This is a genomic window from Yersinia thracica (assembly GCF_902170565.1).
In the GTDB taxonomy this organism is placed as follows: domain Bacteria; phylum Pseudomonadota; class Gammaproteobacteria; order Enterobacterales; family Enterobacteriaceae; genus Yersinia; species Yersinia thracica.
In genome coordinates this window covers 30,834-53,328 of sequence record NZ_CABHXX010000132.1, presented here as the reverse complement: position 1 = coordinate 53,328, position 22,495 = coordinate 30,834, and the positions used below count along the sequence as shown (strand labels likewise).

Here is a 22,495-nt window from a genome sequence, read left to right as displayed (position 1 = left end):
TGCGGCAACACAGCCGCAGCCCCGAACAGCCATTCGATATCTAGCACTCAGAATGACGCGGCAACACAGCCGCAGCCCCACTCAGACTTTCGGTAATTCAGAAAGAGGCCAGCGCGGCCTGACCGACACACTCAACTCACTATTCACACCGCTTTTCAGCCTAATCAACCCAGCATAGGCGATCATCGCGCCATTATCGGTGCAAAACTCTGGCCGGGCGTAAAACACTTCACCGCCACGCTTTTGCATCATTTCAGCCAATTTACTGCGTAAAGTGCGGTTAGCACTCACTCCGCCAGCAATCACTAAGCGTTTAAAACCCGTTTGATCCAGAGCGCGTTTGGATTTGATAGCCAGTGTATCAACCACGGCATCTTCAAAAGCTCGCGCAATATCGGCACGAGTTTGGTCATCATCGCCATTAGAACGAATGGTGTTCGCAGCAAAAGTTTTCAGGCCGGAAAAACTAAAATCCAGTCCAGGGCGGTCAGTCATTGGCCGCGGGAAAGTGAAGCGCCCCGCAGTGCCAAGCTGGGCCATACGCGACAACATTGGCCCGCCGGGATAATCCAGACCTAGTAATTTAGCTGTTTTATCAAAGGCTTCGCCTGCCGCATCATCGACAGATTCGCCCAACAACAGATATTCACCAATGCCGGTCACACTGATTAATTGCGTGTGACCTCCGGAGACAAGTAACGCGACAAATGGGAATTCCGGTGCATTATCTTCGAGCATCGGTGCTAATAAGTGGCCTTCCATATGATGAACAGGCACGGCGGGAACGCCCCAGGCAAAAGCTAATGCCCGGCCTATAGTGGCACCGACCAACAATGCACCGACCAACCCTGGGCCTGCCGTATACGCCACGCCGTCAATGTCTTGGGCGCTCAAATTGGCTTCTTTCAATGCGGCCTGAATCAATGGCACTGTTTTGCGCACATGATCACGGGAAGCCAACTCAGGGACAACGCCGCCATAATCAGCATGCAATTTAACCTGACTGTACAATTGGTTAGCTAACAGACCGGTTTCTTCGTCATACACTGCAATTCCGGTTTCATCGCAGGAAGTTTCTATACCCAAAACTCGCATTACATTTCCCATCATTCACGTGCGGCCGATAGTTTAGCATAACCCTGTCGCCCGTCATGATTTCTGATCCTAAATTGAACGGAAAAACGGCATTTTGGCGCGTTGATATCATGAATGTTGTTGATAGTTGTCACATTTGAAAATAATGTTGATAAATTCGATAAATGGCCCTGTTTAGTATATAATCAGCGGCCGTCGCACCCTTGGCACCAACTTTCTTGTAAAGAACGGGGGCGACATCACAGGGGCGTGCCTGTTTCAATTTGCTGTGGTGCTTTACAAAGCAGCATCCATTGAAGTAAAATTCCGCACCATTTTGAGAAGGCTGGCGATTGGCCAGCAGCAAACCGATTTCTATTGAGGTGAGAGGCACATGCCGGTAATTAAAGTACGTGAAAACGAGCCATTCGACGTAGCTCTTCGTCGTTTCAAACGCTCTTGTGAAAAAGCGGGTGTTTTAGCTGAAGTTCGTCGTCGTGAATTCTATGAAAAACCGACTACCGAACGTAAACGCGCTAAAGCTTCTGCTGTAAAACGTCACGCGAAGAAATTGGCTCGCGAAAACGCACGCCGCACTCGTCTGTATTAATTCTTCGGGGGTAACCCCATCGCGTAGTTTTTTTATGTTCTAAGAACGCGCAGATCGAGTAGTTGCATACGAAGGCCGTGCCTTCCGAAAGGAATGCGCGGCTTGTTCTCGTTTATGGACTGACCGAATAGGGGCTTATGGCCGGACGAATTCCACGTGTATTTATCAATGACTTGCTGGCTCGCACCGACATCGTCGATCTTATCGATGCTCGGGTAAAGTTGAAGAAACAAGGCAAAAATTATCATGCGTGCTGTCCGTTCCATCATGAGAAAACACCCTCATTCACCGTTAACGGCGAAAAGCAGTTTTATCACTGTTTCGGCTGTGGTGCGCATGGTAATGCTGTTGATTTCTTGATGAATTACGACAGACTGGAGTTTGTCGAAAGTATCGAAGAATTAGCCACTATGTATGGGCTGGAAGTGCCTTACGAGGCAGGAACTGGCACCACCCAGATTGAACGTCATCAACGACAAAGTCTTTATCAACTGATGGAAAGCCTGAGCGCCTTCTATCAACAGTCACTCAAGGGCCAAACCGCCAATCAGGCACGCGAATACCTTAAACGTCGCGGTTTGAGTGAAGAAATTATCCAACATTTCGCTATCGGTTTTGCTCCCCCTGGTTGGGACAATGCTTTAAAACGTTTTGGCCGCGATGGTGAAAGCCGTACCGCGCTGAACGATGCCGGAATGCTGGTGACTAATGATACAGGGCGGACTTACGATCGTTTTCGTGAGCGCGTCATGTTCCCTATCCGCGATAAACGCGGGCGGGTAATCGCCTTTGGTGGGCGAATTCTGGGTGATGGAGTGCCGAAATACCTCAACTCCCCGGAAACAGAAATTTTTCATAAGGGCCGCCAGTTATACGGCTTGTATGAAGCGCAGGTGAACCATCCTAACCCAACACGGTTACTCGTGGTTGAGGGTTATATGGATGTGGTGGCGCTGGCGCAATTTGGTATTGATTATGCCGTTGCCTCACTGGGCACAGCGACTACCGCGGAACATATTCAATTATTATTCCGCGCTACAGATAACGTAATTTGTTGTTATGACGGCGATCGTGCAGGTAGAGATGCGGCCTGGCGTGCATTAGAAACAGCGCTGCCCTATCTAAATGATGGGCGTCAGCTACGCTTTATGTTTTTGCCTGATGGTGAGGACCCAGATACTCTGGTGCGAAAAGAAGGGAAAGATGCATTCGAACAGCGGATGGAGGAGGCGCAGCCACTCTCAACTTTCTTGTTTGAAACATTGATGCCACAAGTGGATTTGAGCAGCCCAGACGGGCGAGCCAAATTAAGCACTCTAGCGCTTCCTTTAATTCGTCAAGTACCTGGCGAAGCACTATGGCTTTATCTGCGTGATCAGCTGGGTCAAAAAATAGGCATTATCGACGAAGGTAACTTAGATAAGCTAATGCCTCGTCAGGCCAGAAATACAAATAGCTATCAGCCGCCCCAGCTAAAACGCACAACCATGCGTATACTTATAGGGCTACTGGTTCAAAATCCGCAACTCGCAACACTCATCCCATCATTACAGGGCGTAGTGCAAGCTAAGTTAGCGGGTTTGCCGTTATTTATAGAATTGGTTGAAACCTGTTTGGCTCAACCAGGGCTGACAACCGGGCAGTTATTAGAACTGTATCGTGATAATAAATTCAGCCAACAGCTTGAAACTCTCGCAACATGGAACCACATGATTGTTGAGGATATGGTTGAACAGACTTTTGTCGACACGCTAACCAGCCTGTATGACTCCATATTGGAGCAACGTCAGGAAACACTCATAGCGCGTGATCGTACACATGGATTAAACGCCGAAGAACGTAAAGAACTTTGGTCTTTGAATCTGGCGTTAGCCAGAAAAAAATGAATCACCTAACGGCTTAATTGCCGATAAATGTGGGGGAAAATCCCCACAATATGCCGTCATAGCGGGCCACGGCGACAAAAAAAAGCCCCAAATGCTATTGTTGGCGGTTTCGCCGACCGACACCAACCCAAATACTCTGAAGTGTGGATACCGTCTTATGGAGCAAAACCCGCAGTCACAGCTGAAGCTACTTGTCACCCGTGGTAAGGAGCAAGGCTATCTGACCTATGCTGAGGTCAATGACCATCTGCCGGAAGATATCGTCGATTCCGATCAGATCGAAGACATCATCCAGATGATTAATGACATGGGCATACAGGTGCTGGAAGAAGCCCCTGATGCCGATGATTTAATGCTGGCCGAGAACACCACTGATACCGACGATGACGCGGCTGAAGCTGCTGCACAGGTGTTGTCCAGTGTTGAATCCGAAATCGGGCGTACTACCGACCCGGTGCGTATGTACATGCGCGAAATGGGTACCGTTGAACTATTGACGCGTGAAGGCGAGATTGATATCGCCAAACGTATTGAAGACGGTATCAATCAGGTGCAGTGTTCTGTTGCTGAATACCCTGAAGCGATTACTTACCTGTTGGAACAATATGATCGCGTCGAAGCGGGTGAAGCCCGTTTATCCGACCTAATCAACGGTTTTGTCGATCCCAATGCTGAAGAAGATATTGCGCCGACGGCGACTCACGTTGGTTCTGAATTATCCACTGAAGAGAGGGATGACGACGACGACAAAGAAGATGAAGACGAAGAAGAAGAAGACGACAACAGCATCGATCCAGAGCTGGCACGCCAGAAATTCAGCGAATTGCGTGAACAGTATGAAAACACACGCATGGCAATCAAGAAAAATGGCCGTAGCCACGCCAGTGCTGCTGCCGAGATTCTGAATCTTTCTGAAGTGTTCAAACAGTTCCGCCTGGTACCGAAGCAATTCGACTACCTGGTCAACAACATGCGTGCCATGATGGACCGCGTTCGTACTCAAGAACGTATCATCATGAAACTGTGTGTTGAACAGTGCAAAATGCCGAAGAAAAACTTCGTTACCCTGTTTGCCAGCAATGAAACCAGTGATACCTGGTTTGCAGCAGCAGTGGCTATGGGCAAACCATGGTCTGAAAAACTGAAAGATGTTTCGGACGATGTCCAACGTAGCTTGCAGAAATTACGTCAGATCGAAGAAGAGACCGGCCTGACTATTGAGCAAGTGAAAGATATCAACCGCCGTATGTCTATCGGTGAAGCGAAAGCACGTCGCGCCAAGAAAGAAATGGTCGAGGCTAACCTGCGTCTGGTTATCTCTATTGCGAAAAAATACACCAACCGTGGCCTGCAATTCCTTGATTTAATTCAGGAAGGTAACATCGGTTTGATGAAAGCAGTAGATAAATTCGAATACCGTCGTGGTTATAAGTTCTCAACTTATGCGACTTGGTGGATTCGTCAGGCGATCACCCGCTCTATCGCGGACCAGGCGCGTACCATCCGTATTCCGGTGCATATGATTGAGACTATTAACAAACTCAACCGTATTTCGCGCCAGATGCTGCAAGAGATGGGCCGAGAGCCAACACCGGAAGAGCTGGCTGAACGCATGCTGATGCCGGAAGACAAGATCCGCAAAGTGTTGAAGATTGCGAAAGAGCCAATCTCAATGGAAACTCCAATCGGTGATGATGAAGATTCACATCTGGGTGATTTCATTGAAGATACCACTCTGGAGCTGCCGCTGGACTCTGCAACCTCTGAGAGTCTCCGCTCTGCCACTCACGACGTGTTAGCGGGCCTGACCGCGCGTGAAGCGAAAGTTCTGCGTATGCGTTTCGGTATCGATATGAACACTGACCACACTCTGGAAGAAGTGGGTAAACAGTTCGACGTCACCCGTGAACGTATCCGTCAGATCGAAGCTAAGGCGCTGCGTAAACTGCGTCACCCAAGCCGCTCTGAAGTGCTGCGCAGCTTCCTGGACGATTAATCGTCGGTTGCAGTGACAAGCACACAAAAAACCCCGGCATGCCGGGGTTTTTTTAGTTTAAAATTCAGACTATCAAGCTCATTTCGGCGCACCATTCTCTGCTCTGTCCGTAAAAAACCTTAAATTTGCGCAGAAAACACCCATCTAACTCTTCAGCTCTAGACCGCAGGATAAAAACTACCGTATAATCAGCGCCCAAGTCTGGCCCCTTAGCTCAGTTGGTTAGAGCACGCGACTCATAATCGCTTGGTCACTGGTTCAAGTCCAGTAGGGGCCACCAAATTCTAGCTTTAAAATCAGCACATTAAGCCAACTTTCGAGTTGGCTTTTTTGTTGATTGAAATGGCAATGGCGATAGAATGGCGATGCAGGTAGCCAATGGTCGAACGCTTTAAAGTGAAAAGTTGAAGAATCGGAAATCGTGGTGAATTTAGAAAGTTATCAATATACACAAGGCTAAAACCTACAGGAGGGCTTTGACGCGACTAAAGCAGGATAATCATGCTAAGGGGCATTGGAGTATCGCTGGCCTGCCTGACATGATTTATTGACTATACAAGCCAGAACGTCACAGCCAGAACGGCAATAGCGAAGATAACTGTAGAACCCCAAGCATAATCGGGCCAGTATGACACTGCCAGCATGCCAAAAATAATGATAAAAATAACTGGCACATAGGCAGTAAAAAAATATCGGAGCTGCCTTCCTAACCAATCTTTGAAGAACTTTTTCATTAACGAATCATTCTCATGATTGCTAAGGCTACTTCGCTATCCGTTGCCATTAATGGTCTAATAACATGGTCATTTCTGCTTATGACAGGCTCTATAAGAAAATATAACATTTCCAGTTTCAGACTATATAACGCAAAATAATAAGGCATGTTTCGCATTTTCAGTCGTTGGGCGGCACTGGCAGCTTGTTGTACATGCCCATACAATCCCGTAGCAGTTACTGCAATGGCAGAAATCTTATTCAGCTTGTTGTCTATTGATATCTTCATACTCACGCTGTAATAGACTGATGAAGTTATAGCGCTGCTGAATGCCTGATTACTCATTGATGTGGAAGCAATATCAGCCCCCATTTTACTGAGCAATCTTTGGATTTTGGGAATGCGCTCTTCTTTAACACCTTTTAAAAACTGGTCTATATAGATAGCGACCATTTCACGAATGATATCATTATGCTTTAACAACTGGACCAGAGCTTCCATGAAACGAATGTCTTCTTGCTTCTGACTGGCGCATACATCTTGATAATTTGAGGTAAAACACGATGCGTAAAAGCTCAGTCGGGTTATCCCCATATCTAAAAGTTTCGCCTGCTCCAAAACCTGTTTTTTAACTCCTTGCAATGCCTGCTCAAGCCGTAGAGCAAAAATATTGTCGGCTTGCATTTTACTAATGATTATTGAGTTATACATATCCCTCTTCCCTTTATTATAAGCAGTTCTATCAAAAATAGACTGATATGAAAATAGTCTCTTTACTGCTTATATTCCCTTTGTCTGTTGGTCTATTTATATCATTTTTACTGTATAAAGTCTGTACTACGAATATTAAGCCAACTCTCGAGCTGGCCTTTTTACTAGTTAAAATGTCGCTGGGTATTCTAGTGATCGGTTAATCGAGGTGAAAAAACTGCTTTCGCAGGCTTCGTTTAAACTGTGTCACTCAGGGCCACCAAATTTGAATGAGCGATTACGCTACCCAAGATAATAGTCACAAAAAAGAGGCGCCGCTTTCACTGGCACCTCAAACGTCAAAGAAGAATGATAGGATTTAAGGATATATTTTATATTTCTCGCGTAACTTCAGATAATTATCTAGGTCGGGCTGCCAGTGAGATTCCAGATAATTCACAGTCTCATCGACAGTCAATTTCTTCTCACCGGCTTCTTCCATTAACTTAACCAGATGACGTGTGCCCGTTAATTTTGCTAGCCAAAGAGGGCGAATTAAAAAATAATCATCCTGATAATCCAGGTAATTAGCCTCCATCTGTGGAGAAATAACCATCGAATAACCCGCTTCTTTAAATTTGAACCACCATTCAACAAAGTAACGTATTGTCGGCTTAAAGTCGGCTATATTGGCGGCAGCAAATTTTTCGCCGCACACTTCTTTACCCGCTTGCGGCCACCCGGTTTTCTGCTGGTTAATATCGACGTGATAACAGGTGTTAATATAAAACCGCCGGGATGGGAAACCTAATTGCTCAAAGGGATGGGCGGAACCGCGTCCCATATTGACACTGGTTGCTTCAAATAATCCCAAAGAGGGATAAAGCTGAATCGCCAGATCACTGCGTAAATTTGGTGAGGGCCTTACTGGCAATGAATATGGTGAATCATGTGTATAATTTCCCATGGTGATAACAGTCAAATTCTCAGGTGGAAACTGATAAGCTTTAATACCAAATGCCTGCCAACTAGAATCATTGAAATGCGTTAACCAGCCCTCATTGATTATCATGCTGGCAAACTCCCCAGACGTCAGCCCGTGCACCATCGGGATAGGATGCATGCCAATACCAGAAATATTCTCTTCTTCAAGAATAGGCCCATAGACATGATTTCCGAGCGGGTTCGGCCGGTCAAATACCATAAATTGTTTATGATACTTTTGCAGACTTTCCAACATATGATGCATAGAAATGGTATAGGTAAAATAGCGGATACCTACATCCTGTAAATCATAAATAACGATATCAACATCAGATAATTGCGCTTCAGTAGGATGTGCTCGCACGCGCCCGTCTTTATCCCTCCCATATAGAGAAATAATGGGAAGGCCGCTCTGTTTATCAATGTGATTATCATCCCCTAATCCGGCATCTGCATTCCCACGAATACCGTGCTCAACGGAGAATAACTTTTTTACGGTAAAATGGAATTTATCTTGCTCAGATAACAATTTGTCGATGGTATGACGCCCTTCCTTGTTAATCGAGCTTTGATTGACCATTAAACCCACTCGTTTATTTTTTAACAGTGGCCCATAAATATTTTCCCGATCAACACCTAAAATAATTTCTTGGGTAGCGCTAGCATAGCCAGTGCTGATAATAAATAATGAACATAGACATAGTAATATTTTCAGGAAATACCTCATCCTTTGTCTCTCACAATGAATAAATTAATGTTCTGATATATATTATCAATATCAGAAATTATGTCTTAGCTCCACAGCCCAAAACCAAAAATTGTTACTGGTTTTGTTGCTATTCGTCCAGGTTTTCTCTGGACGATAATAGGTATCGGCAAATATTGATGTTTGCTTCGTCACTGGATAAAGCACCTGTAAACCATAGCGGCTACGATTCTTTTCTTTATACACCGTTTCATGATTATTCGAATCACGGAAACTCTGTGTACCTTTAACCAGAGCCAGACGCGTATAAGGCATAAACAGAAGACCATTATCAAACTTATGACGATAAATGCCCCATAAGAAATGCTCTTTGTTATAAAGCGTATTGACCAATTGCTCATCAATGTACAAATAGTTTAACCAGAGTGAGTTTTTCTGATTAAAGGTGATATTTGCGCCGACAAAATGCTCATTTATTTGGCTCCAATCTCGTTTGTATACCCCATATTTTCCTTTGGCACGAGCATAGTCCAATTTACGGTCAATCAGGCGGAATGAGAAGCTGGCATTAAAACTTAGATTCTCAGAATATTTATAATACGCCTGCGGACGGATCCAAATTTCATGCCGCTCTTCACCTTTACGAACATCCCCTTTGTATTCAAGGTCAGCTAATGCCGGATTATTTATTGAAGGATAATGCCAATTATCATTACGATAACCTAAACGCAATTTTGTATTACCGCTCTTACCATCATAGGTGAAAGGAAAAGTTCTGGTTACTCCTGCCTGCCAACGTGTACGATCATACTCGGGATTATTATCTAGATATGTTTTTAAAAACTGCACATCATATAACCACAATGAGTCATTTTGATAAATATAGGCTCCGACATAAGGCGAGGTTGCCATACTACCTTTAATAAATTTCCAACTTTTATCACTGTCTATTTCTTGCTCTGCACCTATATAAGTTTCGAAGTTCCAAGCTTTTTGTTTTAATTTATCCTGGGCCTCTCTTTTTTCCAGTTCTATTTGTTGTATTCGCTTATTTAATTTATGAATCTCTTGGTCATAGTCAGTTTCAAATTCATCGGCTAATGCAGGTATACACAGTGTTAGGGCGCTGAAAACCACAAATCCTTTTAAGATATTCATTTATACCTTCCGCTATTTTTATAACGTCGTTAGTCCATAACCACGTGGATAGAGTATCTGGCTATTATCAGGTGTTTTGATATCTACTGGTAATTTACCATGAGGTTCGGCCAGTACATCTAATTTCCCTTTTGGTCCCTGAAACAATGTTCTTAGTCCACTGCGAATATTAGTTTCCAAACTGTTTCGTACATTATTGGTCACATCGAACCCAGTGATACCATAAATAGCAATATTGGCCTTTACTCTGGACAAATAGGCAATATCGTAAGGATTACGGCTGGATATCACGACCAAAGGAATGTTAGCTTTATTCGCTTCATCTATAACCCGCTGCGCATTAATGGGATCAAGTTTAAGATTGTAAGTCGCAAGAATAATAAAGTTTTGATCTTTTATTTTCTTTGCTATTTCTTCAGCAGTTACATCGTTTTTATCCAACTTAATGACTTTACTGTTAACGGAAAAATTAACCTGAAATTCATTAGCAATATCATCAAGATGCTTAGTAATGAGTTTATTGCGTGGTTTCTCGTCAGAGAATACCATTATCTTATTTTGTGGCTTAACCTGATAAGGCAGAACATTATCATTCTTAATCAGTGTAATAGCCTGCTCAGAAATAAAATTCTCAATGTCCTTATGAGTTTTGGATGAGACGACCTTTTCTGCTATAGCAACATCATGAGGTTCCGAAGAAATACGCTTATTCAGTTTGGTGTAAATTACCCGCAGTGCTGCATTCTCAATACGTTGATTAAGCTCAGGATCTTTTGCAGCTTCGGTTTTTAAATAATCATAAAGTGCATTGAGTTTCTCAATACTGGCGCTGCTCTTAATTTCCATTGGCATTAAGATAATATCATTGCCAGCCATAATGGCCTGCTTGATAGACCAATGACTGTCAAAATTACTGGTAATCGCGCCCATATCCATAGCATCTGTTAGGATCAAGCCACCAAACTTGAGCTGATTGCGTAATATATCAGTTAGAATTGGCTTTGATAATGTCGCTGGAGTGCCCACTTTTTCCCCCTTGATATTTGTCAGCATTGAATTATCCAGGGCTGGCACGACGACATGGGCAGTCATAATGGCATCAGCCACTGGCATGACTTCGACAAAGGGTTTCAGTTCGACCTGCTGCCAGGCGGCTTTATCAATATTGACAGTCGGCAAGGCAAAATGCGTATCCGAAGTGACATTGCCATGGCCTGGGAAATGTTTGAGTGAGGTGAGTACATTGTATTTGTGGATACCACTGATATAACTACGAGCTAATTCTCCCACCAGAACCGGGTCATCTGAATAAGAACGTACGCCAATAACAGGGTTATTCTGGTTATTATTAACATCAACTACTGGACCAAAGTTAAAGTTAAAACCCAGGCTGGATAATTCATAACCATGTATACTTCCAGCCTGCTGAGCAAACTTGGATGATCCCGTCGCGCCTAATGCCATATTACCCGGCATTTCAGTACCGACTTGTAGACGGGTGACATAACCCCCTTCTTGATCGGTGCTAATAAATAGAGGGAGATTACTGCGTGCTTTCTGAAGATTATTAATTAATTTTACTGTTTGTGGCGTATCAATCAAATTTTCACGAAAAAGAATAATAGAACCTAAATGATAATCGCGAATCATATTACTGACAGTATCATTAATTTCAATAAATGCAGTTTTATCACTGTTATCAGTATGACTCCAAGAACGAATATCAACCATCAATATTTGCCCTAATTTCTCTTCAAAGCTCATTTTAGCAATGATTTTTTCAGTGGATAATTTAGGAGATAACCACATTTCTTTGAGTTGTGAGTCTGGAATAACCGCTGCATAGGTACAGGTGCTAAATAAGAGAATCGCACATATTGTTTTTTTCATTAACTCCTCCATTAGTTATGTTTGCCGAGCGATTTTACTTTTTAGCGCACATAATAAAGTGACAATTATCACAGTTGATTGATTCGACTTTTTACCTCAAGTAGAATAATAGCATTTATTTTCCTACAGTTCATTTCAGAAATACCACTATATAAGGCGATAAAGTCAGGAATAATTTTTCACCATCAGGAATATTTATTACAAAATTACTCTATTTATAATAATAAAATGGCCAATTGGGTACGTAGGATATTTCTGACGAGATAGGAAAATAACCATAACACTGGATAAGGAGAGAATTAAAATATATTACTTTAGTTCTCTCCTTACGTTTTATGAATTGAGAGACTGGTACATTAATCATCCAGATTATTTATTGTCATGCTCGCATTCAGAATCAAGGGTTTGGCCATTTCTTTTCGTTGCTGCATCAATGCCAGGAAGATGAGGTCTGTCAGTGTATTTTGGGCCGTTCGGGAAGAAATTGAAGAGCTGCGCCATTCATTTTCATCTGAAATACTTTCAAGGACATAATCTGCAATTTTAGCCAACGGAGATACTTTACTACCAGTAATGGCAATGACAGTTGCCCCCTGAGCTTTGGCGACTGTTGCTGCGATTTTCATGTCTTTTCTTCTGCCAGTAAAAGAAAGAACAATTTGCACATCTTTAGGTGTGAGAGTGAGTGCGGCGGCAATCTGTACATGGAGGTCGGCTTCAACCAGGGTCATTATGCCTATTTTCTGCAATTTATAGCTCAGATCTTTTGCTGTCAGCCCAGATCCCCAAATACCCACTATCTGTACTCGCTGAGCTGCATTAATGAGCGAGACTACTTGCTGAAAAACGGAGAAATTAATTTTCCGTGTTGTTTCCATAATCGATGCCGTCTTCTCATGTGCCAGCTTTTGCGCCATCACCATCAGTGAGTCTTCTGACGAAATAGAGTTGTGCAGAGCTTTATGTGGGTAAGATTTAAATAAATTATTCTTGCTTAATTCTTCACTGATGGCGATTTTTAGTGCTGGAAAGCCTTTCATGCCAATTTTCTGACTAAATTTCACAATGGCTGATTGGCTGACACCTGCATTTTCTGCGAATTGGGAGGAGGATATACTCAGTATGGATTCCGGGTTATCAAGAATATATTTCGCTATTTTTTGCTGATTTTCAGCCAATTCAGGTAGTAACCAAGTTATTTCATTTAAAATCGACATCAAAGGTTCCCGTTAAAGACGATAGATTATTCCAGCGCAAGCACCTTTTATGACTCAGGTGTAACTGCATAAAAGTAATGAAGATAATTTAGTTATTTGTTCTATTTTATCTGTACTTATTCCTCATAACCCCAGTAATTAGAATAGATTTTACCGTGATAATCATCACGTTTAATAAATAAATAATTCCTTAACATCGCCGATAATTTAAATAAAAGGAAGTCCCCATGAAGATTAATCTAAGCTCAATGGTTACGGAAAGCCGAAACCCCGCCAGTTCTCAAATTGATACGCTATCAACACTGGAGATACTCAAGGTTATCAATCATGAGGATAAAAAAGTGCCCTTCGCCGTGGAGGAAAAACTGCCCGAAATCGCCCAAGCGGTCTCTCTTATCGCAGAGGCTTTCGTGCATGGCGGCAGATTGATTTATTGTGGGGCGGGGACTTCTGGGCGATTGGGGATTTTGGATGCTAGTGAGTGCCCGCCAACTTACGGGACACCACGAGAAATGGTGGTTGGCCTGATTGCTGGCGGAAACACGGCCATTCTACAAGCGGTTGAAAATGCAGAAGATAGCCGTGAAATGGGTGAGCAAGACTTGCGTAATCTCAATTTTAATGCCCGCGATGTGTTAGTGGGAATTGCAGCCAGTGGCCGCACACCTTATGTGCTGGGGGCCATGGCCTATGCGCGGCGTGTAGGGGCTAGTGTAGTGGCCATTTCCTGTAATCAAAACAGCGAAATGGGGAACGCAGCAGATATCGCCATTGAGCCTTTGGTTGGCCCGGAAGTTGTCACCGGGTCATCACGAATGAAAGCCGGAACTGCACAAAAGTTAATTCTGAATATGCTGACGACCGGCGCGATGATCCGTAGTGGGAAAGTTTATAGCAACCTGATGGTGGATGTTGAGGCGACAAATGCCAAACTGGTGCAGCGCCAGGTCGATATTGTTGTTCAGGCGACGGAATGCTCCCCCGAGGATGCACAAGAGGCGCTCAATGAATGTAACCGCCATTGTAAAACAGCCATTATGATGATCCTGAGTGGTATGTCTGCGGAGGAAGCAGCCGGTATCCTCAACAAAAATAAGGGATTTATTCGCAAAGCGCTACAGGAGATTAAAGCATAACCATGGCGAAAATAACGGGCACCACGATAGATCAAATTTTACTCTTCATTGGTGGGCGTCAGAATATCATCGTCTGCGGAAACTGTATGACGAGGCTCCGTCTCACTTTAAAAGACCGTCAACTGATACAACATGAAAGCTTAAAAAAAATCCCCGGCGTCATGGGGGTGGTGAATGGCGATGACCAATTACAGATCATTCTTGGGCCGGGCAAAGCCCAAACAGCCAGCGAAATGATGAACAAGATACTGAGTTCTGAACCGCAGCAACCTACTGAAAATAATAATGATGTTGATTTGCAGGTGCTCGCCGGCCAGAAAAAGCAACAAATGAAAGCGAAACAACAAAGCGCGGTTCATAATTTTCTGACCAAATTCGCCACCATCTTTACCCCACTCATTCCGGGGTTTATTGCAGCGGGATTATTGCTGGGAATAGCGACCTTGCTCCAGCAAACACTGGCATTGGATGGCGTGATTCAATCTCCGTGGTTGGCAGCACTGATTGCCTACATGAAAGTATTCAGCATCGGTTTGTTTACTTTCCTGAGCATTCTGATTGGCTTTAATACACAGAAAGCCTTTGGCGGGACTGGGGTCAACGGCGCAATTATCGCTTCACTCTTTATTTTGCGCTATGTGCCGGAGGGCACTGTCGGCTACTACGGCGGCATGGACAACTTCTTTGGTCTGGCGATTGACCCTCGCGGCAATATCATCGGTGTCCTGCTGGCCTGTATGTTGGGTGCATGGATTGAGCGGCAAGTGCGCCGCTTCATCCCTGATAATCTGGATATGATCCTGACATCATCAATAACCTTGCTGATTACCGGTGCCATCACTTTTGTGGTCATTATGCCGCTGGGTGGCGAGCTGTTTAAGGGCATGTCCTGGTTATTTATGCATTTGAATGGTAACCCGTTCGGCACCGCAATTCTGGCAGGGTTATTCCTGATTGCAGTGGTGTTTGGTATCCACCAAGGGTTTGTTCCGGTTTATTTCGCCTTAATGGATGCGCAAGGATTTAACTCATTATTCCCGATTCTGGCCATGGCCGGTGCGGGCCAAGTGGGCGCGGCGCTGGCACTTTATGCCCGCTCGCCAAAAGGTTCGGTGCTGCGTACACAAATTAAAGGGGCCATTTTCCCGGGGTTATTGGGAATTGGTGAGCCGCTTATTTATGGTGTGACATTACCGCGCCTGAAGCCTTTTATTACTGCTTGTGTCGGCGGCGCGGTCGGCGGTTTCTTTATTGGTTTGGTTGCCTGGTTGGGGCTGCCGGTTGGCTTGAATACTGTATTTGGCCCATCAGGATTAGTCTCTATTCCGCTGATGACTTCAGCCCAAGGGATTTTTGCCGGGATGCTGGTTTATGTGGCCGGTCTACTGATCTCATATATTGCTGGCTTTATTCTGACATGGTTTTTCGGTCATAAAAATATTGATTTAAGCTAATTGCGATGATTGATTTGGCCCTGCACACCGCAGGGTCTCTATCCGTTATAAAAGCGAGCCGTTACAAAAGCGAGCCTTTATATAAGTTATATCCCAACTGTTGAGCTACCGACGCCACCATTTTTTGGCCGCGGACGCTATTCCCTACCGGGTCTAGGGGCGGCGAAAATGCGGCAATCCCCATGACACCCGGCACGACCGCCAAGATTCCGCCGCCAACACCACTTTTCCCCGGTAACCCCACGGTATAAGCCCAATCACCCGAGCTGCCATACATCCCTTCCATGGTCATTTCAGCCAAAATAAAGGGCATATTTGAGGCCGTCAGCACCTGTTTTTGGGTCACAGGATTTCTGCCGCCCGCCGCGAAAGTGGCTCCCATAGTTGCCAGTTCAATGGTACTAAATAAGGTAGAACACTGGCGGGTATAGACGTCACAAGCTTCCATCGGGTCGCAATACATGGCCTCGGCTGAATAAAGTAGCCAGGCAATAGCCCGATTGTGAAAATTGGTGGTTTGTTCTGAATGGTTAACTTCATCCGAAAGTGCAATTGGCGCACCCGCCAGTTGCTGTTGAATATCCAAAATACGCGCCCAGCGATCTTCTCGACTGCTGGCCTTAATGACACTCACTGTGGACATCGCCCCCGCATTAACCAGCGGTGACAATGGCTTACCATTATGCAGTTCCAACGCAATCACCGAGTTAAAAGGTAAACCGGTAGGATCTGCGCCTATTTTGTCCTGTACGGCTTGTGGGCCAATATCTTCTAGCGCCAAAGCAAGAGAACAGACTTTCGAAATAGACTCTAAAGCAAAGCGAAAATCAGCATCGCCTTGTGAAATAATATCGCCATCAACAGTGACAATAGCTAGCCCGGCAAGCTGACTGGGAACACTGGCCAGATAGGGAATATAGCTGGCATTCTCCCCACCAGCGAGTACGGAATATTGCGAATGGGCATCTTTAATAACTTGATTCAGGCGAGCCAGGTTAATAGTCATAGCATTGACTCCAACACTTTATATTATTGAGCAGGGGGCCACAGCCACCCTGCATACAGAGAGGAAGGACATTAACTTCTCGGCGTGCCCGTCACAGGAGTTTTAATTGCCGCCGCCGTGACATCATTAGTATGTATCGCCGAAGTACTCGGGATCCCCGGGTGACTATTTTCTGCTTGCCAGGTAAATGGTGCAAAATCACTATTTGCATCACGCCAATGAGGCTTGCGGACGATATAAATCAAGAATGGCAATGCGACAAAGAACAATGTAGAGGCGATCAGGATGCCGACATATTCTGTTGGGCTGCCCACGGAGATTTGGCTAGGGGGAATAAAGCTAAATACGAATGCTAGAATTGAGCCAATAAGCCCCGCGCCGCCAATGATCCACATACCCATCCCCCCACCGGGAATATGATATGGCCGAGGGCGATTCGGCTGACTGTAGCGCAGATAAATAGCCGAACTGAACATCAGCATATACATAATAAGGTACAAAATAACCGTCATCTGGCTCATTATCTGATATGCCGCCTGCACCGAAGGTAATACCACAAACAGTATCGCCAACAAAGAAACAAGCAGCGCTTGTAACAGTAGAATATGGGTCGCCATGCCATTCTTATTGGTATGCTGCCACCAGCGCGGCAAATAACCCGCTTTCGCCACCACCAATAAACCCGAGGACGGGCCGGCAACCCAAGTCACGACTCCTGCCAAGACCCCAATAGCCAACGCAAAAGCCACCACTGGCCCCAACCATTCCAAATGCGCCCACTTGAACATATCGTCGTAGGCCACCAACAGACTTTGCGTCAGGCTAATTTCAGATTGTGGAATAATAAAGGCAATTGCTAAAGTTCCTAATACGAAAATAAGCACCGTGCCCACAGCTGACAACATAATGGCTATGGGGTAATTTCTATTAGGGTTATCAACATCTTTAACATGAATGGCATTCATCTCCATACCGGCGTAGAACAAGAAAATACTGGCTGCCAGCACCACATTATCAAAGTTGGAAAAGTCAGGAACTACTTTATCCCAGGCTAAATCTATTTGTGGAGCTCCGCCGCCAATGAGGTAAGAGAAACCCAACACAATCAAAATAATCGCAGGAATAATAGTCCCAATAACACCGCCCCATTTTGAAACTTTCGCGAAGGTATCTACACCTTTAAAAGCAATAAAGGTCGCGAGCCAATAAATAAATAGCACTATTCCCAAGACAAAGAATTTATTGGCAGACAGGGCCTCGTCCCATCGTTGTTCAGGGCCGATAAAGGCCAGTGATACTGCGGCAAAGGTCAGTGCGGTAGGGAACCAGACTGTTACCTCAATCCACAACATAAACATGGCGAGAAAGGCTAACCGGGGACCAAATGCTTCGCCAACCCAGCGAAATACCCCCCCTTTCTCCGGCCAACCTGTGGCTAATTCCGCCGCCACCAGTGAGACAGGAATTAAGAAAAATACTGCGGCAAAGAGATAATAGAAAATTGAACTCAGGCCATATTCAGCTTCAGCGGGCAATCCCCGGAGGCTGACGACGGCGACAATATTCATAATTGCCAGTGTAGCAATACTCAGCTTTTTGACTGGGACAGGGGATTTACCTGTACCGGAAGTATTATTCGACATAATTTATCCACCTTATTCACCGGCATAACGCCGCCTTGATCTAGAGGTTAAAAATCAGAATAAAACCGCCATCCGGTTTATGTATGATTAAAACTATTCTGACTTGCCTCGCCCCCAAGGGATGGATGTTCACTTAGGTATTTCAGTGAAGATTTAAAATCGTCTAATAACAGCCCAGCGAAATCCATCTCGAATCCACGGCGGCACATAATACGCATGACCACGATATCCGACATCTTCCCACTCAAGGTAAATGCTGGGACTTGCCAGCCACGTAGCCTCAAACGCTCGGAAAGGTCATATAAGGTATATCCCGTTTTTGCCCCCTCTTTGATGCGGAAACAGATGGCAGGAATGCCCTCATCCGGGCCACCACTGCAATAGAATTCATAAGGCCCAAGTGGTGCAATTTCTTTGGCTAGGAATTCTGCCACCTGATAACAGGCGCTTTGTACCTTGGTATAACCTTCACGCCCTAAGCGTATGAATTCATAATATTGGGAAATAACTTGCCCTGCGGGGCGCGAGAAATTGATAGCAAAAGTGCCGACCTGACCGCCAAGATAATCGACATTAAATATAAGCTCTTCAGGTAAGGCTGCCGCATCACGCCAAATAACCCAACCGCATCCCAAAGGCGCCAATCCGAATTTATGCCCGGAAGTGCTGATTGATTTCACCCGCGGCAAGCGAAAATCCCACTCAATATCCGGCGCAACAAAGGGCGCTAAAAAGCCGCCACTCGCCGCATCGATATGCATATCAATATCAAGGCCGGTATCTTTTTGCAGCTTATCCAGTGCGTCATGTAGCGGTTTGGGGAATTCATAATTGCCGGTGTAAGTCACACCGAAAGTCGGCACAACACCAATAGTATTTTCGTCGCATGCCTCTATCATCCGCTGTGGGTCCATAAATAATTTCCCTGGGATCATAGGAATTTCGCGTATTTCGACCTCCCAATAACGAGCAAATTTATGCCAACAAACTTGTACCGGCCCACAGACAAAATTAGGTTTATTAGTGGGTTTACCTGCCGCTTCCCTTTTTTTGCGCCAGCGCCACTTCATCGCCATGCCACCCAGCATGCAAGCTTCTGAAGAACCAATGGTATTCGTCCCTACTCCTTGTTCGCCTTTTGGCGTAGGTGCATTCCACAAATCGGCCATCATGTTGACACAACGCATGTCTATTGCCGCCGATTGTGGATATTCCTCTTTATCAATCCAGTTTTTATTTATCGACAGGTCCATCAGCTTGTGAACATTATCGTCGTCCCACGTCTGGCAAAATGTTGCGAGATTCTGTCGCGCATTACCATCAAGAAATAGCTCGTCATTTATGATTTGAAAAGCAATATCCTCGCGCATTTCCTCTTTAGGAAACTTTTTATTTTCTGAAATATTACGAATTGCTTGAGAGCCAAAGCGAGAATCTAATAACGTAGAGCGATAATCATCCAGAGATTTTCTAGTCATTTCCTACCCCTATCCTAATTGAGACAAACGATCAATTAAAAGTCAGTGAAATCAAATAACTATAGAAATTAAGATTATTATTGATATATATTTGGTGGCGAAACAATACATCGTCCGAGCACTATTATGATTTCACATGCTTATAAAACGTTAGCACTGGAAAAAAAATGCGCCACTATAAATTTAAATATGTTTTTTAGAAAAAGGATACTTACATTATTATTTGTAGCCTATTTTCTATTTTTTAGAAAATTTATGAAAATTTGACAATCTATAAATTATGCCCTATTTCTCAGACACTATTAGAGGGTAATTCCATCATCCTTATTTTAGTGCTTAATCACTTTTTCTCGATGACAATCATTGGCATCCAAGATCTCACCTTGCTGTGAAGATACCGCCAGTTTACTGATAGGTTTCCCGCTCAAATTATCAACTAAAATAGAATGTTTTTCGCCCGCAGAAAATAGATGCTCCTCACCCCATTGCCGCAAGCTGACAATAATCGGAAATAATTGACGCCCCTTATCTGTCAGCACATATTCATGGTAAGCGCTGCCATCAGAGGCGGGAGCCACCCTCAAAATTCCGTGTTCTACTAAATCACGCAGACGGCCCGCCAAGATATTTTTCGCCAACCCAAGATTGTTGCGAAACTCACCAAAACGGCGAATTCCATCAAAAGCATCACGAATGATCATTAACGACCAGCGATCTCCCAAGATCTCAAGTGTTCTGGCAACAGGACATTCTTCTGCTGCTACCCGAGCTTCACGCATTTTGGACATTTTCTGACTCCGAATCATCGTGGGAAAAACTAGTTGCATATTAAAACCACCTCTGTTAAAAATCAATTAAGTGGTTTCAATTTGAAACCAGATAAACCATCAGGCAGCTTTATGTCCATCACCAAAGAAGCAGAAAAAAGCAGTATCCGGCACTTGCCAACAACCGAGTTTGCACCGCGCCTCACCTCAATCATGGTGCTGCTTTTTGCTATGGCATCGGCCTTGGCTGTTGCTAATGTCTATTTTGCTCAACCTCTGCTGGATATCATGGCGGCAGATCTCAACGCTAGCCCGTCGGCGATTGGTTTGGTGGTGACTCTGACACAGGCCGGTTATGCCCTGGGGCTGATATTTATTGTGCCGTTGGGTGATCTTTGGGATCGCCGGAAATTGATTATCGGGCAGTTATTGCTGTCTGCTATGGCATTGATTTTAGTTAGCCTTGCCCCCACTTTTTCACTGTTATTGATGGCACTGCTGATTATCGGCTTGATGGCCGTGGTGGTGCAGGTGTTCGTGGCTTTTGCGGCTGCACTGGCACCCGAGCAGCAAAGAGGCAAAGTCGTGGGTCAGGTCACCAGCGGTATTGTTCTGGGGATCCTACTGGCGCGCTTTATCTCAGGTACCATGGCCGATTTTGCGGGTTGGCGTTCTGTCTATTTTTGTTCTGCGGCAGTGATGTTATTGATGGCGGTTATGTTTTATCGCGTCATGCCGCACGCAGCTAAATCAGCGCCATCATCCTATCGGCAACTGCTGTTTTCACTGTGCGAGTTATTTATCAGTGAACGCGAACTGCGCATACGGGCCACTCTGGCATTGCTGATATTTATGGCTTTTAGTGTGTTATGGACGGCAATGGTGTTGCCGCTGAGCAGCCCGCCCTATGCTCTATCACATAGCCAGGTAGGGTTATTTGGGCTGGCAGGTATCGCGGGGGCATTAGCCGCAAGCCGCGCCGGGCAGTTGGCGGATCGGGGGCTGGGGCGGAAAACAACACAAATTGCTTTGGCGCTGCTGTTTTCCTGGCTACCAATTGCATTTTTGCCCCACTCACTCTGGTGGTTGGTTATCGGCGTGGTGATATTGGATTTTTCGGTGCAAGCAGTACATGTCACCAATCAGAGCATCATATTGGCGCTACGGCCTGATGCCCAAAGCCGTTTGGTCGCGGGTTATATGCTGTTCTACTCAATCGGCAGTGCCATCGGGGCTATAAGCACAACATGGGTATATTCACATGCTGGATGGTCAGGTGTCTGTCTTCTTGGTGCGATAATAAGTGCCGTGGCAATACTGTTTTTACATCTGACGTACAGGAAAGATTCCACAGTATAATCAATTGAATATCATAAATTTTATTTATGTATCTTTTGTTCGACCTATACTCATGATAGTTATCGATAAATGAGTTCAGACCTTACAGGAGTTATTGTTATGCTGAATATAGATCGGAAATACCTTATAAGCGTTGATGAAAAAACGTTAAAAAAACAGCAGCTTATTATGCGAATTATTGCTGTATTGCTGCTACTCGGCGGGATTTTTTGCCTAATGAATCCATTAGCTTCCGGGGCCGTTCTGAGCACTATCATCGGTATTCTACTGCTGCTTAGCGGGATTGCGATGATAGTTGGGATGATAGCCAACCGCACTCATAACCTTTGGCCGATGGTCACTGGTATATTGCTGGGTGTGGCATACATAGTGATGGGTTATGTATTCATTACCAATCCTACAGTGGGGATGATTAGTCTGGCGATAGTATTAGCGGTGCTGTTTGCTTTTGGTGGCATCATGCGGCTGATAACCGGCTATAGAACATGGGGGTTACCGGGTGCATGGCTGCAAATTCTACTGGGTATATTGGACCTAATCATTACCTATCTACTGGTCAGTGCCGGGCCGTTGATATCGATAACCATGGTCACCACTTTGGTCGGGATTGAGATGTTATTCAGCTCACTTGGCTGCTTTATGATCGCGAGTTTATATAAACGCTAATATTCACATTTATCCCTAAGCGGTATTGCGGACGGCGATACCGCTGACCAGAAAATATTT

18 protein-coding genes and 1 tRNA gene are annotated in these 22,495 nt (G+C 44.8%); 8 read left to right on the top strand and 11 right to left on the bottom strand.

Going from position 1 to position 22,495, the window contains the following annotated elements; translation table 11 throughout:
- Positions 1–81: 81 nt before the first annotated feature.
- The gene (gene tsaD / locus FTA91_RS17835) at positions 82–1,095 is read right to left on the bottom strand and encodes a tRNA (adenosine(37)-N6)-threonylcarbamoyltransferase complex transferase subunit TsaD (RefSeq protein ID WP_145583718.1); all 1,014 of its coding nucleotides are present in this window, start codon (positions 1,093–1,095) and stop codon (positions 82–84) included.
- Positions 1,096–1,468: 373 nt separating this feature from the next.
- On the opposite strand from tsaD, the gene rpsU reads away from it, so the two are divergent.
- The 4 genes from rpsU to FTA91_RS17815 all read left to right on the top strand — a co-directional run bounded on the left by rpsU (position 1,469) and on the right by FTA91_RS17815 (position 5,846).
- A complete protein-coding gene (rpsU, locus tag FTA91_RS17830) occupies positions 1,469–1,684 on the top strand; it encodes a 30S ribosomal protein S21 (RefSeq protein WP_001144069.1) in 216 nt (71 codons plus the stop codon).
- 137 nt (positions 1,685–1,821) lie between these two features.
- Positions 1,822–3,570: a DNA primase gene (gene dnaG, locus FTA91_RS17825; protein ID WP_145583716.1), complete on the top strand. Its 1,749-nt coding sequence runs from the start codon at positions 1,822–1,824 to the stop codon at positions 3,568–3,570.
- A gap of 157 nt (positions 3,571–3,727) precedes the next feature.
- Positions 3,728–5,566, top strand: coding sequence for an RNA polymerase sigma factor RpoD (gene rpoD, locus FTA91_RS17820; protein WP_050112256.1), 1,839 nt, complete (start codon positions 3,728–3,730; stop codon positions 5,564–5,566).
- Positions 5,567–5,769: 203 nt separating this feature from the next.
- Positions 5,770–5,846: transfer RNA gene (locus FTA91_RS17815), tRNA-Ile, on the top strand.
- Positions 5,847–6,117: 271 nt separating this feature from the next.
- Here the strand turns inward: FTA91_RS17815 and FTA91_RS17810 are convergent.
- The 6 genes from FTA91_RS17810 to FTA91_RS17785 form a co-directional block, all read right to left on the bottom strand.
- Positions 6,118–6,300: a hypothetical protein gene (locus FTA91_RS17810; protein WP_050112255.1), complete on the bottom strand. Its 183-nt coding sequence runs from the start codon at positions 6,298–6,300 to the stop codon at positions 6,118–6,120.
- A complete protein-coding gene (locus FTA91_RS17805) occupies positions 6,300–6,992 on the bottom strand; it encodes a hypothetical protein (protein ID WP_050112254.1) in 693 nt (230 codons plus the stop codon). The genes FTA91_RS17810 and FTA91_RS17805 overlap by 1 nt, the downstream gene beginning before the upstream one ends.
- Before the next feature lie 358 nt (positions 6,993–7,350).
- Positions 7,351–8,682: an exo-beta-N-acetylmuramidase NamZ family protein gene (locus tag FTA91_RS17800; RefSeq protein WP_145583714.1), complete on the bottom strand. Its 1,332-nt coding sequence runs from the start codon at positions 8,680–8,682 to the stop codon at positions 7,351–7,353.
- A 51-nt stretch (positions 8,683–8,733) separates the two neighbouring features.
- Positions 8,734–9,819: a hypothetical protein gene (locus FTA91_RS17795; protein ID WP_050112252.1), complete on the bottom strand. Its 1,086-nt coding sequence runs from the start codon at positions 9,817–9,819 to the stop codon at positions 8,734–8,736.
- Positions 9,820–9,837: 18 nt separating this feature from the next.
- Positions 9,838–11,709, bottom strand: coding sequence for a glycoside hydrolase family 3 protein (locus FTA91_RS17790; protein ID WP_050112251.1), 1,872 nt, complete (start codon positions 11,707–11,709; stop codon positions 9,838–9,840).
- 356 nt (positions 11,710–12,065) lie between these two features.
- Entirely contained in the window at positions 12,066–12,926 is an 861-nt protein-coding gene (locus FTA91_RS17785) for an SIS domain-containing protein (protein WP_050112250.1), read from the bottom strand.
- Between the two features lie 227 nt (positions 12,927–13,153).
- Here FTA91_RS17785 and murQ point away from each other — a divergent pair, with 227 nt between their 5' ends.
- Both murQ and murP read left to right on the top strand, forming a co-directional pair.
- Positions 13,154–14,062 (top strand): N-acetylmuramic acid 6-phosphate etherase, encoded by a 909-nt coding sequence (murQ, locus tag FTA91_RS17780; RefSeq protein ID WP_145534051.1) that lies wholly within the window; start codon positions 13,154–13,156, stop codon positions 14,060–14,062.
- A gap of 2 nt (positions 14,063–14,064) precedes the next feature.
- Complete coding sequence (gene murP / locus FTA91_RS17775; RefSeq protein WP_050112248.1) at positions 14,065–15,516, top strand: PTS N-acetylmuramic acid transporter subunit IIBC; 1,452 nt, start codon at positions 14,065–14,067, stop codon at positions 15,514–15,516.
- Between the two features lie 61 nt (positions 15,517–15,577).
- Here murP and glsA read toward each other — a convergent pair whose 3' ends face one another.
- The 4 genes from glsA to FTA91_RS17755 all read right to left on the bottom strand — a co-directional run bounded on the left by glsA (position 15,578) and on the right by FTA91_RS17755 (position 20,431).
- Positions 15,578–16,522 carry a glutaminase A gene (glsA, locus tag FTA91_RS17770; RefSeq protein WP_050112247.1) on the bottom strand — a complete coding sequence of 315 codons (945 nt, stop codon included), beginning with the start codon at positions 16,520–16,522 and terminating at the stop codon, positions 15,578–15,580.
- 71 nt (positions 16,523–16,593) lie between these two features.
- Complete coding sequence (gene gadC, locus FTA91_RS17765) at positions 16,594–18,165, bottom strand: putative glutamine/gamma-aminobutyrate antiporter GadC (RefSeq protein ID WP_145583712.1); 1,572 nt, start codon at positions 18,163–18,165, stop codon at positions 16,594–16,596.
- Between the two features lie 77 nt (positions 18,166–18,242).
- A complete protein-coding gene (locus tag FTA91_RS17760) occupies positions 18,243–19,643 on the bottom strand; it encodes a glutamate decarboxylase (protein ID WP_050112245.1) in 1,401 nt (466 codons plus the stop codon).
- Between the two features lie 329 nt (positions 19,644–19,972).
- Positions 19,973–20,431, bottom strand: a complete 459-nt coding sequence (locus tag FTA91_RS17755; protein WP_145583710.1) for a winged helix-turn-helix transcriptional regulator — start codon at positions 20,429–20,431, stop codon at positions 19,973–19,975.
- Positions 20,432–20,542: 111 nt separating this feature from the next.
- On the opposite strand from FTA91_RS17755, the gene FTA91_RS17750 reads away from it, so the two are divergent.
- Positions 20,543–21,769, top strand: a complete 1,227-nt coding sequence (locus FTA91_RS17750) for an MFS transporter (protein ID WP_145583708.1) — start codon at positions 20,543–20,545, stop codon at positions 21,767–21,769.
- Between the two features lie 99 nt (positions 21,770–21,868).
- The gene (locus FTA91_RS17745) at positions 21,869–22,435 is read left to right on the top strand and encodes an HdeD family acid-resistance protein (protein ID WP_050112243.1); all 567 of its coding nucleotides are present in this window, start codon (positions 21,869–21,871) and stop codon (positions 22,433–22,435) included.
- The last annotated feature ends 60 nt before the right edge of the window (positions 22,436–22,495 follow it).

Excerpts from the sequence above, each read along its gene's own strand:
- FTA91_RS17800 (WP_145583714.1), bottom strand. The coding sequence starts at position 8,682 with ATGAGGTATTTCCTGAAAATATTACTATGTCTATGTTCATTATTTATT.
- murP (WP_050112248.1), top strand. The coding sequence starts at position 14,065 with ATGGCGAAAATAACGGGCACCACGATAGATCAAATTTTACTCTTCATT.
- FTA91_RS17805 (WP_050112254.1), bottom strand. The coding sequence starts at position 6,992 with ATGTATAACTCAATAATCATTAGTAAAATGCAAGCCGACAATATTTTT.
- FTA91_RS17755 (WP_145583710.1), bottom strand. The coding sequence starts at position 20,431 with ATGTCCAAAATGCGTGAAGCTCGGGTAGCAGCAGAAGAATGTCCTGTT.
- FTA91_RS17785 (WP_050112250.1), bottom strand. The coding sequence starts at position 12,926 with ATGTCGATTTTAAATGAAATAACTTGGTTACTACCTGAATTGGCTGAA.
- FTA91_RS17795 (WP_050112252.1), bottom strand. The coding sequence starts at position 9,819 with ATGAATATCTTAAAAGGATTTGTGGTTTTCAGCGCCCTAACACTGTGT.
- gadC (WP_145583712.1), bottom strand. The coding sequence starts at position 18,165 with ATGTCGAATAATACTTCCGGTACAGGTAAATCCCCTGTCCCAGTCAAA.
- glsA (WP_050112247.1), bottom strand. The coding sequence starts at position 16,522 with ATGACTATTAACCTGGCTCGCCTGAATCAAGTTATTAAAGATGCCCAT.
- dnaG (WP_145583716.1), top strand. The coding sequence starts at position 1,822 with ATGGCCGGACGAATTCCACGTGTATTTATCAATGACTTGCTGGCTCGC.
- FTA91_RS17745 (WP_050112243.1), top strand. The coding sequence starts at position 21,869 with ATGCTGAATATAGATCGGAAATACCTTATAAGCGTTGATGAAAAAACG.
- tsaD (WP_145583718.1), bottom strand. The coding sequence starts at position 1,095 with ATGCGAGTTTTGGGTATAGAAACTTCCTGCGATGAAACCGGAATTGCA.
- murQ (WP_145534051.1), top strand. The coding sequence starts at position 13,154 with ATGAAGATTAATCTAAGCTCAATGGTTACGGAAAGCCGAAACCCCGCC.
- rpsU (WP_001144069.1), top strand. The coding sequence starts at position 1,469 with ATGCCGGTAATTAAAGTACGTGAAAACGAGCCATTCGACGTAGCTCTT.
- FTA91_RS17810 (WP_050112255.1), bottom strand. The coding sequence starts at position 6,300 with ATGAAAAAGTTCTTCAAAGATTGGTTAGGAAGGCAGCTCCGATATTTT.
- FTA91_RS17790 (WP_050112251.1), bottom strand. The coding sequence starts at position 11,709 with ATGAAAAAAACAATATGTGCGATTCTCTTATTTAGCACCTGTACCTAT.
- FTA91_RS17760 (WP_050112245.1), bottom strand. The coding sequence starts at position 19,643 with ATGACTAGAAAATCTCTGGATGATTATCGCTCTACGTTATTAGATTCT.
- FTA91_RS17750 (WP_145583708.1), top strand. The coding sequence starts at position 20,543 with ATGTCCATCACCAAAGAAGCAGAAAAAAGCAGTATCCGGCACTTGCCA.
- rpoD (WP_050112256.1), top strand. The coding sequence starts at position 3,728 with ATGGAGCAAAACCCGCAGTCACAGCTGAAGCTACTTGTCACCCGTGGT.